Below are 12,186 nucleotides of genomic sequence, written 5' to 3' on the forward strand. Positions count from 1 at the left end.
TCGGCCCCCTTCGATGCCACGCCGGGTCAGGCGCTGCTCCGTCATGACCCAGCTCACACTGTGACGCCCGAGCAACGGTCACGCAACAACAGCGGGTGAGACTTCACCCGGCGGCGGGTCCGACCACCCAGGCGTGGCGCCTGTCGCGGGTCAGGCCACCGACGTGCCGAACAGCAGCCCCAGCGCGTAGGTGACGGCGGCGGCGCCGAACCCGATGGCGAGCTGGCGCAGCGCGCGCGTCCACGGCGACGTGCCGGACAGCAGCCCGGTGATCGCGCCCGTGATCAGCAGCGACACGCCCACGAGCGCGGCGGCGACGGCGATCGCCGGGAAGCCGGTGAGCCCCAGCAGGTAGGGCAGCACGGGGATGATCGCGCCGGACGCGAAGAAGCAGAAGCTCGAGATCGCCGCCCCCCACGCGGTGCCGTGGGTCTCGAGGTCCGCCTGCTCGTCGACGGCCGGCGCGTCGTCATCGAGGTCCGACGCCACCGCTCCCGTGGCGGCCAGCCCGGCCAGCACGTGGTCGGCCCGGCCCTGCGCCTCGTCGGACGACATGCCCCGGGCGCGGTAGACGAGCGCCAGCTCGTTGGCGTCGACGTCGAGGTGCGGCAGCACGGTGGCGCTCTTCGGGTCGGGGGTGGACGCCTCGAGCAGCTCGCGCTGCGAGCGCACGGACACGAACTCGCCGGCGCCCATGGACAGCGCGCCGGCGAGCAGCCCGGCGACGCCGGTGAGGAGCACGGTCTGCGACGAGACGCCGGAGGCGCCGATGCCGAGCACGAGCGCGAGGTTGGAGACCAGACCATCGTTGGCGCCGAAGACGGCGGCGCGGAACGTGCCGGACATCCGGTTGCGTCCGCGCGAGGCGAGCGCGCGCACCACCTCCTCGTGGATCTGCTCGTCCGCCGCCATCGTGGCGGTCGCGTGCTCGTCGGCGTCGTACGACGAGCGGGCCTCCGCCCGCTGCGCGAGCGCGAGCACGAAGACGCCGCCGAACCGCCGCGCGAGGAGACCGAGCATGCGGGTGCGCAGGTCACCGCGCAGCGGCCGGCCGACGTCGTCGCCCAGGAGGTCGAGCCAGTGCTGCTCGTGCCGCTTCTCGGCGTCGGCGAGCGCGAGGAGGATGGCGCGCTCCTCGCCGGTGCGCCGGCGGGCGAGGTCGCGGTAGGTGGCGGCCTCGGCGCGCTCGTCGGCCAGGTAGCGGCGCCACTTGCGGATGTCGGCCGGGCGGCGCGCGGGGCGGTCGGGCGCGGGCGGGTCGGTTTCGGGCATGGCGGAGCCGTCGGTCATGTCGTCATGATCATCGCTGGAGACGCCTCCTGGGTTCCGGGCGGAGCCGCCGCGTCTTCCGGGGCCGCGCGCCCGAGTTTTCGGCCGTCCGCAGCCCGCCCGCCCCTCGCTCTTCGGGCGGCGGCGTGGACAGGGCCCCGAGTGTCACCGGCACGGGGCACAATGGGGGCGGCAACCAGGGGCTCGGACACTGGGAGACTCCGGCGTGATCATTGTCAGCACTGACGGCTCGTGCCTCCGCAATCCCGGGGGCGCGATCGGCTGGGCGTGGATCGCCCACGAGGGCGGCCGCTTCGACTCGGGCGGCGCCGCGTCCGGCACCAACCAGGTCGCGGAGCTCACCGCGCTCCTGCGCGCGATCGAGGCGCATCCCGGGGCAGAGCCGCTCCTCATCGAGTCGGACTCGCAGTACGCGATCCGGTGCGCGTCCGAGTGGATCCACGGGTGGAAGCGGAAGGGCTGGCGTACCGCGTCCGGAGACCCCGTGAAGAACCTCGAGCTGATCCGCACCATCGACGCCGCGATCACCGGCCGGGAGGGCCCCGTCCGGTTCCGGTGGGTACGCGGCCACGTGGGCAACCCGTTCAACGAGCGCGCCGACCAGCTCGCCGGCCTCGCCGCGCAGGACTGGGCCGCCGGCCGCGGCGGCGTCGACGAGCTGCTGCTCACGGAGGACGCCGGCGCGGGCACCTCCCCGCGCGAGGACGGCGCGGAGCGCCCCGCCGCACGGCCCGCGCGCGACGCGGATCCCCTTCGCGACGTCACGCCCGTCGGTGCGCGCGGCGACACCGGCTGGGAGCTCGGAACGCTCTTTGACTAGCGCACCCCCTCTGACCAGCGCGGCGACCGTGCCGTCGCCGGCCGCACGACCGACGGCCGACGTCACGGTGGAGCACGCGTCGGAGCGGCCGCTCGACCTCGGGCTGACGCTCAGCCCGCTGCGGCACGGCGCCTACGACCCGACGTTCCGACGCACCCCCGACGGCGCGTTGTGGCGCACCACGCTGATGCGCACCGGGCCGGTCACGCAGCGGTTCGTCGCGACGGGCGCGCGCACCGTCGTCGTGCAGCACTGGGGGCCGGGCTCAAGGGAGGCCGCCGACGCCGTGCCGGAGCTGCTCGGCGAGGGCGACGACATCTCGGCCTTCAGACCACCACCGCAGGCCCACGACGCCGCGCGCCGCACCCCCGGGCTGCGGATGTGCCGCAGCGGACGGGTGCTGGAGGCTCTGGTGCCCGCCGTCCTCGAGCAGAAGGTGCAGGTCGTGACGGCGCACCGCGCATGGCGGTGGCTCGTCGCCCGGCACGGCTCGCCCGCGCCGGGGCCCGCCCCGGAGGGGCTGCGCGTGGTGCCGTCCGCGCGCGGCTGGGCCGCCGTCCCGACCTGGGACTGGCACCGCGCCGGGGTCGACCCGCGTCGGGCGGCGACGGCCGTGCGGTGCGCCCAGGTCGCGGCGCGGCTCGAGGACGCGGCCGGGATGCCTGCCGACGAGGCGCGCGCCCGGCTCGAGAAGGTGCCCGGCGTCGGGGTGTGGACGTCCGCCGAGGTGGCGCAACGCGCGTTCGGCGACGCGGACGCCGTGTCCGTGGGCGACTTCCACCTCGCCGGCGCGGTCGGCTGGGCGCTCACCGGCGAGCGCACCGACGACGAGGGGATGCTGCGCCTCCTCGCACCGTATGCCCCCCACCGGCACCGGGTGGTGCGGCTGCTGTTCCTCGACCGCAGGCCGCAGGCTCCGCGTCGGGGCCCGCGGCTGTCGATCGCGGACCACCGCGCGATATAGCCGGTCAGTCCGGCAGGCTGCACACGCCGTCCACGCAGACCGCGCCGTCGTCGCCCAGCAGCTGAAGCGGGCGTTCGTCCGCGCCGTGGTGGGGTGCCGCCGCCTCGGCCGCGCTGACGGTCATCAGCGTGGTGCGGCGCGGGTTGGCGATCGAGCGGTACGAGCTCTCGGTGGCGTCGTTCATGTTTCTCCTCCAACGGAACCACTGCCGCGGGACGACCGGGCGGGGTGGGCCCGAGACCGCGGCGCCCGCGACGGTGCGGGCTGGCCTCGATTCTCGGTGATACTGCGTCTCACGGCCAGGGCTGGCGGTGTGAGATGCGCCTCGCTCGCCCGGCTCAGGCCTCCGCGAGCACCTGGTCGAGCACCTGGACGAAGACGTCCGGGTCCTGCGCGCCGGACACGCCGTAGCGGCCACCGAGCACGAAGAACGGGACGCCGTTGATGCCGTACGCGCGGGCGCGGGCGATGTCGTCCGCGACGGCCTCGGCGTAGGTGCCGGCGTTCAGCGCGACCACGACGGCCTCGCGCTCCAGGCCGACCTCGACGGCCAGGTCGGCGAGGTCCTCGACGTGGCCCACGTGCTCGCCCTCGGTGAAGTACGCGCGCAGCAGGCGCTCCTTCATCTCGTCCTGCTTGCCGAACGCCTTGGCGAGGTGCAGCAGCTCGTGCGCCTTGAGCGTCTTCGTGTGCTTGACCTGGTCCATCCGGTAGGTGAGGCCCTCGGCGGCGGCGAGCGCCGTCACCTGGTCCTGCATCTGCTGGGCGGTCTCCAGCGGGATGCCCTTGTGGTCGGCGAGGAACTCGGTGGCCGTGCCCTCGAAGTCGACGGGGGTGTCGGGCGAGAGCTCGAACGAGTGGTACTCGACCTCCACCTCGGGGGCGGCGCCGTCGCGCTCCGCCATCCGCTGCAGCGCGGACTCGAAGCGGCGCTTGCCGATGTAGCACCAGGGGCACGCGACGTCCGACCAGACGTCGACCTTGAGGGGGGTGTTCTCGATAGCGGTCACGGACGTACGAACGCCCCGCCGCGGGAGGCGATTCCCGCGGCGGGGCGTGTCGTGCGTCGCAGACGCCGATGAACGACGGCGCGTCAGTTGAGCGGCGCGGCCTCGTCCGACTTCGTCGGCAGCTGCCCGCCGGCGATGCCCGCGATGAGCTGGTGGATGTCCACGCCCGTCAGCTGCTTGACGACGCCCTGACCCTCGCCGAGCACGGACGCGACCGTCTTGGTCACCGCCGACGCGCCGTCCGTGGAGACGACGGTCATGCCCTGGATCGAGCCGATCGGCTCGGCCGCGGCGCGGACGATCTCGGGCAGGCGCTCGATGAGCTCCTGCACGAGCGCGGCCTCGCCGTACTTCTTCAGCGCCTCGGCCTTGGCATCCGTGGCGACGGCCTCGGCGCGCCCCTCGGCCTCGACCGCGAACGCCTTCGCCTCACCCTCGGCCTTGATGCCGGCGGCCAGCGCGATCTGCCGGTCACGCTCTGCCTCACCGGCCCGGCGCACGGCCGCGGCGGAGGCCTCGGCGTCCTGGATGGCGGCCGTCTTGTTCGCCTCGGCGATGGTGGTGCGCTTGAACGCGTCGGCCTCGGTGGCGGCGTTCGCGGCGTCACGACGGGCCGTGGCCTCCTGGACCTCGGCGTACGCCTTGGCCTCGGCGGGCTTGCGGATCTCGATGTCGAGGCGCTCCTGCGTCACGCGGGCCTGCTCGGCCAGCGCCTCGCGCTCCTGCTGCGCCACGAGGCGGTCCTGCTCCGCGCGCGCGAGCTGGCCCGCGGCGTCGGCGTTGGCGTTGGCGCGGTCCGTGTCGGCCTTGATCGCGGCCTTCTTGAGGTCGAGCGCCTTCTGCCGCTCGGCGATCTGCTCGGCCGCCTCGATGACGGCGAACTCGGACACCCGCCGGGCCTCCGCCTCGGAGACCTCCGCGACCTGGAGCGCGCGGGCGCCCTCGGCGCGACCCAGGTTGGACAGGTAGTCCGACCCCGGCGTCGAGATGTCGGAGATGTTGAGCAGGTCGACCTGCAGGCCCTGCTCCGCCAGGTCGGTCTTGGTCGACTCGACGACGCGGTCCGACAGACCCTTGCGGTCGGAGATGATCTGCTCGATCGTCATGTCGCCGACGATGGAGCGCAGCGAGCCCTCGAGGGACTCCTTGATGATCTCGGTGAGCATCTCCTGCTGGGAGAGGAAGCGCTGCGCCGCGCGCCGCACGCCCTCGTCGTCGCCCCGCACCTTGAAGTTGATCGACGCCTTGATGGCGATCTTGATGCGGTTCTTGTCGACGCCCTCGACGGTGATGCCGATCTGCCGCTGCTCGAGCGAGATCGCGAAGCCCTGCTGGAGGATCGGCCAGACGAACGTGCGGCCGCCGATGACGACGCGCTGGCTCTGGGCGGCGGACTCCTTCTTGCCGGCGCCGCGGCCCACGATGACGAGGGCCTGGTTCGGCGGGACCCGGCGGATCCGCTGGGCGACGAAGATGCCCACCGCGAGGAACGCCACCACGAGGGCGAGCACCGCGATCGTGGTGATGAAGCTGCTGTCGGTCGAGTCGAACATGGTGCGCGCCGGAGCGCGTCTCCTTCCGGTCGGTGCTGCGGGGTCCTAGGGAGAGGTCAGCGGGCCTGCGGGCCGGGGACCCCGACGCGCACGGTGGAGCCGGAGTGCTCGAGCACCACGACGCGGGACCCGGCCGCGATGGGCTCGTCGGAGCGGGCCAGGCGACGCTCGAGCTCGCTCGGGACGTCGAGGGAGACCTCGCCCGACGTCGCCGTCACGGCCGTCGTCGCCGTACCGTGCGCACCCACGAGCGAGACGACGACGCCGTCGTCGCTCGACGCGAGCCGCCGGACCAGCACCTGCGCCAGGACGACGGCCAGGAGGCCGACGACCGCGGAGGCCACGTACGCGATCCACGAGGCGAGGTCGTTGGCGACGACGATCGTGCCCACGGCGCCGAAGACGACCGCGCCGACCCCGAGCGACGTGCCCGACAGCGCCCCGTCGCCGAGGTCGACCAGCTCGCCGACGAGGAGCGACACGAGCAGCAGGACCATCCCTGCGGCGCCGATGAGAACGAAGACGAGCACGGGTGGCCTCCCCGAGTGGCGAGTGATGAAGATGTGACGGTCCTGTGACGGCGACGACACCCTAGCGAACTCTGGGCGGTTCCTGGAAAGCCTGTCCACAGCGCCGTCCGGGTGCCGTCGCCGCAGGTCTGCGTGATGCTCGGAGCATGCCTCTCGTGCCGAGCAAGGACCCGCAGCTCGTGCTCCTGCGCCACGGCGAGACGGAGTGGAGCGTGAGCGGCCAGCACACCGGTCGCACCGACATCGCGCTCACCCCGGCCGGCGAGGAACAGGCCCGGACCGCCGGACGGGCGGTGGCGGGCATCGCGTTCTCCGCCGTCTACGCGTCGCCGCTCGAGCGCGCCCGCCGCACGGCCGCGCTGGCCGGCCACCCGGACGCCGTCGTCGACCCCGACCTCGCCGAGTGGGACTACGGGCCCGTGGACGGCCGCACCAGCGCCGACGTCGGCGCCCTCCTCGGCCACCCGTTCCAGATCTTCGACGACGGCGTGCGCGTGCTGCCGCCCGACCCGGAGCACGGCGACGGGCGGCCCGGGGAGCTCCTGGAGGACGTCGCGGCCCGCGCCCGGCGCTTCGTGGAGCGCGCCGACGCGACCCTGCGCGACGGCGGGAACGTGCTGGCCGTGGCCCACGGCCACCTGCTGCGCGTGCTGGCGACCGCGTGGCTCGGCATCGACCCGCGCTTCGGGTCCCGCCTGGAGCTCGGCACCGCCGCGATCTGCCAGCTCGGGTACGGCCACGACCTGCGCACCATCGAGGGCTGGAACCTGCCGCCGCACGTCTGAACGGCTCTGCACCGCGCTGAGCAGCGACGTCGCGCCCCGACCGGCGTCTGGCACGATGTGCGCCATGGCGCTGAACGACGACGACCTCATCGACGGCGAGCGCGTGGTCATGGACCTGCACGAGCACGCGAAGGCCGTGGTGTGGCCGTTCCTGCTCCTGCTCGTGCTCCTTGTCGCCGCCGCGTTCTCCTTCGTCGTCCCGATGGACGACGTGGTCCGGTGGATCGTGCTCGGCCTGCTGCTCGTCGTCGCCGTCGTGTGGGTGCTCGTGCCGTGGCTCAGGTGGCGCACCACCTCGTGGACCGTCACCACCAAGCGCATCGCCATGCGCTCCGGCATCGTCACCCGCGTGGGCCGCGACATCCCGCTCTACCGCATCAACGACGTCGCGCTCGAGAAGGACCTCCTGGACCGGCTGCTCGGCTGCGGCACCCTGCAGGTCTCCGACGCCACCGAGAAGGCGGGCATGGTGCTGCGCGACGTCCCCCGCGTCGAGCGCGTGCAGGTGCAGCTGCAGGAGCTGCTGCACGGCGCCGACGACGGCTCGGACGACGGCGAGTGGCCGCCGACCGAGCCGCCGCGCGGACGCCGTCGCTGAGTGACGGAGCAGCGTCCCCGGCCGATGCCTTCGGGAAGCTCCTCATCCAGGCGCCCGTGCGGCGCTACCCGCTGAGACCGCGCCTCCCGTACCGCGGGCGGACCAGCGTGATCCACGCACAGGCGACACCCATCGGGAGCAGGGTCAACGCCGTCACCGCGATGCCGTCCAGCGTGCCTCCCTCGTCGGCGGCCAGGGTCGTCGCGGTCAGCAACGACAGCACCATGTTGTTGCCCGCGTGGGCCAGGCTCGACGTCCAGACCGTCCCCGAACGCAGGCGCAGCCAGGTCAGCAGGATCTCTTGGAGCACGAAGGAGGCCGTCCACACCGCCAGGCCCAGAAGGACGTGCGAGAACTCGACGTACCCGAGAAAGGCCAGCGGGTAGTGCCACACCGCCCAGATCAGACCGGTCAGCAGGGTGGACGCCCAGGGCCGGTGCGGCACCAGCCGCAACCGTAGGTACGAGGTCCAGCCGAACTCCTCGCCCCAGTACAGCGGGGTGATCACGAGGGCGAGCGCCTGGAGGCCGACGACCGTCACCCACCAGGGGGTTCCGCCCTCGCCGACCATGCTCGTCGACGGTGCCCAGAGGCCGAGCACCGCGGCGGCGGCCAGGGTCCCGGCGGTGAGCGCGAGCGGGCCCCACCAGGCGATGAGGTAGTGCGGCCAGGCCTTGCGCCACCGCGGCCTGAGTCCCGCGTCCGCGAAGCCCTCGCGGGTCACCCACCGTCGCACGACGACGGCCGCCACAGCGGGGGCGAAGGCGAACGGGAGCTGGACCAGCGGGTCCACCACGGACCAGCCCAGCACAAGGCGAGCGACGAGGACGTACCCCCACGCCGGGACGAAGGCGAGCACCAGGAACCAGACGAGTCCGCCGGTCGGCGACGTCGTGCGAGGGGACGAGGGCATGGGGAGACGTGGTCCTTTCCGGAGGGCTGAGGGCACCGATCGATCGTCGCGTCCACGCGCGCGTCCGGAATCCCCACCGAGAGCGAGATCTCGCTCGCACGAAGGGGTGGACCGCACCTCCCTCCCCTGGGGGAGGTACGCCCGGTCGTCGACGGCGAGACTTGGCGCGTGCCGACCCTGACCCACCGCCTCTTCGGGCCCACAGCGCTCCACGCTGCGGGCTACACCGTCGCCGGCCTCGCCCTCGCCATGCTGCCGACACCGTTCGCGCTCGTCGCAGGGCTCGCCGTCCCGATGCCCCCGTCCGGCCGCGTCCTCATCTTCGTGGGCGTCTGGGCCACCCTGCTCGTCGCCGTCGGCCTGATCCCGGTGGTGCACGACCCCTACGTCCGCGTCACCGACCGGCTGCTCGGCACGAACCTGGGCGCGGTGCGGCCGGCCGGCGGCAGGCGGGTGGGGACAGGTCTGTGGACCCTCGTGCACGCCGTTGCCGCCTGTCTCGCCTGCGGGGTGTGCTTGCTGCTCGTCCTGACCGCCGTCGCTCCTCTCGTCGTGTGGCTCGACGGCGGCGGGAGCATGGCCCTCCTCCGCGGGCAGGTGACCGTCCCGGCGGGGCCGGCCGGTGCATGGACGGTCGTGCTGGCGCTGCTCTGCGGCCTCCTCGCCGCCGCCGCGAACGCACTCGTCGGCGCGGCCCTGCGCACCTGGGCGCCGCTCCTGCTCGGCCCGCGCCAGGACGACCTGGTCGCCGCGGCCGAGGAGCGCGCGGCGGTGCTTGCCGAGCGCAACCGTCTCGCGCGCGAGCTGCACGACTCGATCGGGCACACCCTGACCGCGTCGACGATCCAGGCGGCCGTGGCCTCGCGCCTGGTGGACGTCGAGCCACACGCGGCGCGAGCGGCGATGGCGAGCATCGAGCAGAGCTCGCGGGTGGCGCTGGAGGACCTCGATCACGCGCTCGGTCTGCTGCGCGACGAGTCGGCCGCCCCACGGCGCCCACAGAGGACTCTCGCCGACCTCCCGGAGCTCCTCGATCATGTGCGGCGCGCCGGGACCCCGGTGAGCGCAGAGCTCGGGCCCGACGCGACCTCCGTCCCGGCCACGATCTCGCGGGAGGCGTACCGGATCGTCCAGGAGGGGTTGACGAACGCGATGCGGCACGCGAGACGGGCTCCGGTCCGCGTGTCGGTCGAGGTGACGGCCGCCGCCCCGGGCGGACAGCTGACGATCGAGGTGGCGAACCCGATGCCGGCAGGGTCAGCACGGGCCGGACGCGTCGGAGCGGGGCCACGAGAGGAGGCACGCCACGGTGGCGGCCACGGTCTTCGCGGCGTGGCGGAGCGGGCGCGCACGCTGCGAGGAGCAGCGACCTTCGGCCCGGTCGACAGGCCGGAGGGACCGGAATGGCGCCTCTCGGCCCGACTGCCCCTGTCGACAGGGCGGGGGTGACGGCGTGCGCGTGCTGATCGTGGACGACGAGGAGCTCACCCGGAGAGGGTTGCGGGCCCTGTTGTCCCTGGAGCCCGACATCGAGGTGGTGGGAGAGGGCGCGGACGGCGCGGAGGTCGTACCGCTGGTGCTGAGCCTCCGCCCGGACGTGGTCCTGATGGACGTGCGGATGCCGGTGATGGACGGGATCGCGGCGACGGTCGCGCTCCGTGATGCCGTGCTGCGCGAGACGGCACCGCGCCAGGATGCGCCGGGGCCGCCGAGGGTCGTCGTGGTGACGACGTTCGAGAACGACGAGTACGTCTACGACGCGCTGCGCGCGGGCGCCGACGGGTTCCTGCTGAAGCGGGCACCGGCGGAGCGGATCGCGGCCGCCCTCCGTCTCGTGGTCTCCGGCGAGACCCTGCTGTTCCCCGAGGCCGTGCGTCGCCTGGCACTGGCACGCCCCGCCGCGGTGGAGACCGTTCCCGAGGGAACGCTGACGGCCAGGGAGCTGGACGTGCTGCGACTCATGGCGGGCGGGCTGTCCAACCAGGACATCGGCGCTCGGTTGTACGTGACCGTGGAGACCGTGAAGACGCACGTGGGGAACGTTCTGGCCAAGCTCCGTGCGACCAACCGGACGCAGGCAGTGGTCATGGCCTACGAGTCGGGCCTCGTGGAGCCCGGGAGAGCAGGGAACGTCATGCCCTGATCCACCGCCGAGGTCGGTCCCGGAGCACGCGGTCTGTTCAGAACGGCGGCAACGGTCCCTCACCAGGCCGGCCGCACGCGTCGAGGCCCCCGGCCGGCGGGTCCTGGTCGCGTGAGATCTGGTAAGGCGGGATCTCGTCAGGTGGTCCATGGACGACGGGCGGCCGGTCGAACCGGTGACCGGTAGGGGCTGTCCACGTGGTGCGCCCGTCGACCGGGTCGCGTTCGACCCGCCACCCGCCGACCGTCTTGGCGCGGTGGTGGGTGCGGCACAGCGCGTGCAGGTTGCCGCCGTGGGTCTGCGGGGCGTCGGACGCGGGGTCGAAGGGTTCGACGTGGTCGAGGTCGGAGCTCGCGGCGGCGGGCACCCGGCAGCCGGGGAACGTGCACGTGACGTCCCGCGCGACGACGGCCGCCCGCAGCGCCGCGCTCGGCCGGTAGGCGCGGGACGACAGATCCGTGAGCACCCCGCTGCCCGGGTCGGTGAAGAGGCGCTGCCAGACGGCGTCCGGGTCGGACGCGAGCGTCCGCGCCATCTCTGCCGGGATCGGCCCGTGCCCCGCCAGGATCGCGGGCAGGTCGTCCGAGCCGAGCAGCGTCGACGCCGCGACCGTCACCCGGATGCCCGCGCGCGAGCGCGACGCGAGCACCGGCCCGCCCACGTCCCCGCCCGGCGAGGTGCCGCCGCCGGCGGCCCGTCCAGATGCAGCCAGCTCGGTCGCGGACTGCCCCGTCGCGGGCTGCCCGGTCGCGGCCTGTCCCGTCGCGAGCTGCCCGGTGACGAGCGCGGTGAGGGCGTCGGCCCGGCACTCGTCGAGCCGTCGCGCCTCTCCCGGCGCGCGGCGCATCGCGAGCCCGGCGTCGTCGATGGCGGCGAACGCGCGGGCGGCGTCGTCCGCCGGGAGGTACGCGGTGAGGTAGGCCATCGCGTCGTCCACGGGCTCGAGCCGGACGAAGCGCTCGGCGCGCGCGGCGCGGTGCCGGGCGTCCGAGCCCTCCGGGTCGGCCTCGATCTCGGCCCGCCGCAGCCGCGCGCGGATCTGCGGCACGGTGAGGTGCTCGGCGTCGGGCAGCAGGCTGGTGACCACCTCGCGACGGACGTCGTCGGGCAGCCGCCCCACCTCGATCAGCGCTTCGGCCTTGCGCCGGTCGACGACGCCCGCGGCGAGCGCGTCCGCGACCTCGGGCAGCCGGGAGGTCCCGTGCGCCACCGTGACGTGCTGCGCAGCCGCGTGCCGGGTCAGCCCGAGCCGCGCCGCGACAGCGTCCACCACGAACTCGTGCCGCGAGGACCCGCTCGTGCGCTCCAGCATCTCCGCCAGCACCCGTGCCGACCCCGCCTGCGCCCACGCGGCGACCCGCTCCCAGGCGGCCAGCACCTCGAGGATCGTGAAGTCGTCCAGCTCGGCCTCGTCCAGCGCAGCCAGCGTGCCCGCGAGGTCCGGGCCCGGGCGGGCGTCGTCCAGCATGGCGAGCAGCGGACGATCCCGACCGACGCGAGGCCCCACCGCGTCGGCGGCCTCGCCGGCACCCGGACGGTCGGGCGCTGCGCCAGGAACCGATCCGCCGAAGATCGCACCG

Annotated in this window: 13 protein-coding genes; 6 read left to right on the plus strand and 7 right to left on the minus strand. The window is 74.1% G+C overall.

Features of this window, described 5'->3' with window-relative positions; genetic code table 11:
• Positions 1 to 150 precede the first annotated feature (150 nt).
• On the minus strand, positions 151 to 1,290 hold the full coding sequence (locus ACFQ8Y_RS05085) for a VIT1/CCC1 transporter family protein (protein ID WP_430551524.1): 1,140 nt from the start codon (positions 1,288 to 1,290) through the stop codon (positions 151 to 153).
• A 205-nt stretch (positions 1,291 to 1,495) separates the two neighbouring features.
• Here ACFQ8Y_RS05085 and ACFQ8Y_RS05090 point away from each other — a divergent pair, with 205 nt between their 5' ends.
• The gene (locus tag ACFQ8Y_RS05090) at positions 1,496 to 2,110 is read left to right on the plus strand and encodes a ribonuclease H (RefSeq protein WP_430584794.1); all 615 of its coding nucleotides are present in this window, start codon (positions 1,496 to 1,498) and stop codon (positions 2,108 to 2,110) included.
• Entirely contained in the window at positions 2,103 to 3,074 is a 972-nt protein-coding gene (locus ACFQ8Y_RS05095) for a DNA-3-methyladenine glycosylase family protein (protein WP_430584795.1), read from the plus strand. The genes ACFQ8Y_RS05090 and ACFQ8Y_RS05095 overlap by 8 nt, the downstream gene beginning before the upstream one ends.
• Positions 3,075 to 3,078: 4 nt before the next feature.
• On the opposite strand, the gene ACFQ8Y_RS05100 is transcribed toward ACFQ8Y_RS05095, so the two are convergent.
• The 4 genes from ACFQ8Y_RS05100 to ACFQ8Y_RS05115 all read right to left on the minus strand — a co-directional run bounded on the left by ACFQ8Y_RS05100 (position 3,079) and on the right by ACFQ8Y_RS05115 (position 6,167).
• The gene (locus ACFQ8Y_RS05100; protein WP_380244887.1) at positions 3,079 to 3,258 is read right to left on the minus strand and encodes a hypothetical protein; all 180 of its coding nucleotides are present in this window, start codon (positions 3,256 to 3,258) and stop codon (positions 3,079 to 3,081) included.
• Positions 3,259 to 3,412: 154 nt separating this feature from the next.
• Complete coding sequence (locus tag ACFQ8Y_RS05105) at positions 3,413 to 4,084, minus strand: DsbA family protein (protein ID WP_430551521.1); 672 nt, start codon at positions 4,082 to 4,084, stop codon at positions 3,413 to 3,415.
• Positions 4,085 to 4,167: 83 nt separating this feature from the next.
• Positions 4,168 to 5,637, minus strand: coding sequence for a flotillin family protein (locus ACFQ8Y_RS05110; protein ID WP_430551520.1), 1,470 nt, complete (start codon positions 5,635 to 5,637; stop codon positions 4,168 to 4,170).
• A gap of 56 nt (positions 5,638 to 5,693) precedes the next feature.
• Positions 5,694 to 6,167 carry an NfeD family protein gene (locus tag ACFQ8Y_RS05115; protein WP_430551519.1) on the minus strand — a complete coding sequence of 158 codons (474 nt, stop codon included), beginning with the start codon at positions 6,165 to 6,167 and terminating at the stop codon, positions 5,694 to 5,696.
• A gap of 146 nt (positions 6,168 to 6,313) precedes the next feature.
• Here ACFQ8Y_RS05115 and ACFQ8Y_RS05120 point away from each other — a divergent pair, with 146 nt between their 5' ends.
• On the plus strand, positions 6,314 to 6,952 hold the full coding sequence (locus tag ACFQ8Y_RS05120; RefSeq protein ID WP_430551518.1) for a histidine phosphatase family protein: 639 nt from the start codon (positions 6,314 to 6,316) through the stop codon (positions 6,950 to 6,952).
• 64 nt (positions 6,953 to 7,016) lie between these two features.
• Positions 7,017 to 7,550 (plus strand): PH domain-containing protein, encoded by a 534-nt coding sequence (locus ACFQ8Y_RS05125; protein ID WP_430551517.1) that lies wholly within the window; start codon positions 7,017 to 7,019, stop codon positions 7,548 to 7,550.
• A 64-nt stretch (positions 7,551 to 7,614) separates the two neighbouring features.
• Here the strand turns inward: ACFQ8Y_RS05125 and ACFQ8Y_RS05130 are convergent, their stop codons facing one another.
• Positions 7,615 to 8,463 (minus strand): type II CAAX prenyl endopeptidase Rce1 family protein, encoded by an 849-nt coding sequence (locus tag ACFQ8Y_RS05130; protein ID WP_430584796.1) that lies wholly within the window; start codon positions 8,461 to 8,463, stop codon positions 7,615 to 7,617.
• A 168-nt stretch (positions 8,464 to 8,631) separates the two neighbouring features.
• Here ACFQ8Y_RS05130 and ACFQ8Y_RS05135 point away from each other — a divergent pair, with 168 nt between their 5' ends.
• The gene (locus ACFQ8Y_RS05135; RefSeq protein ID WP_430584797.1) at positions 8,632 to 9,912 is read left to right on the plus strand and encodes a sensor histidine kinase; all 1,281 of its coding nucleotides are present in this window, start codon (positions 8,632 to 8,634) and stop codon (positions 9,910 to 9,912) included.
• Between the two features lie 4 nt (positions 9,913 to 9,916).
• Positions 9,917 to 10,606 (plus strand): response regulator, encoded by a 690-nt coding sequence (locus ACFQ8Y_RS05140; protein WP_430551514.1) that lies wholly within the window; start codon positions 9,917 to 9,919, stop codon positions 10,604 to 10,606.
• 37 nt (positions 10,607 to 10,643) lie between these two features.
• On the opposite strand, the gene ACFQ8Y_RS05145 is transcribed toward ACFQ8Y_RS05140, so the two are convergent.
• Positions 10,644 to 12,074, minus strand: coding sequence for a DUF222 domain-containing protein (locus tag ACFQ8Y_RS05145; RefSeq protein ID WP_430584798.1), 1,431 nt, complete (start codon positions 12,072 to 12,074; stop codon positions 10,644 to 10,646).
• Positions 12,075 to 12,186: the final 112 nt, after the last annotated feature.

Origin of the sequence: Isoptericola sp. NPDC056605, assembly GCF_042792795.1 — a bacterium.
Lineage (GTDB): Bacteria > Actinomycetota > Actinomycetes > Actinomycetales > Cellulomonadaceae > Isoptericola.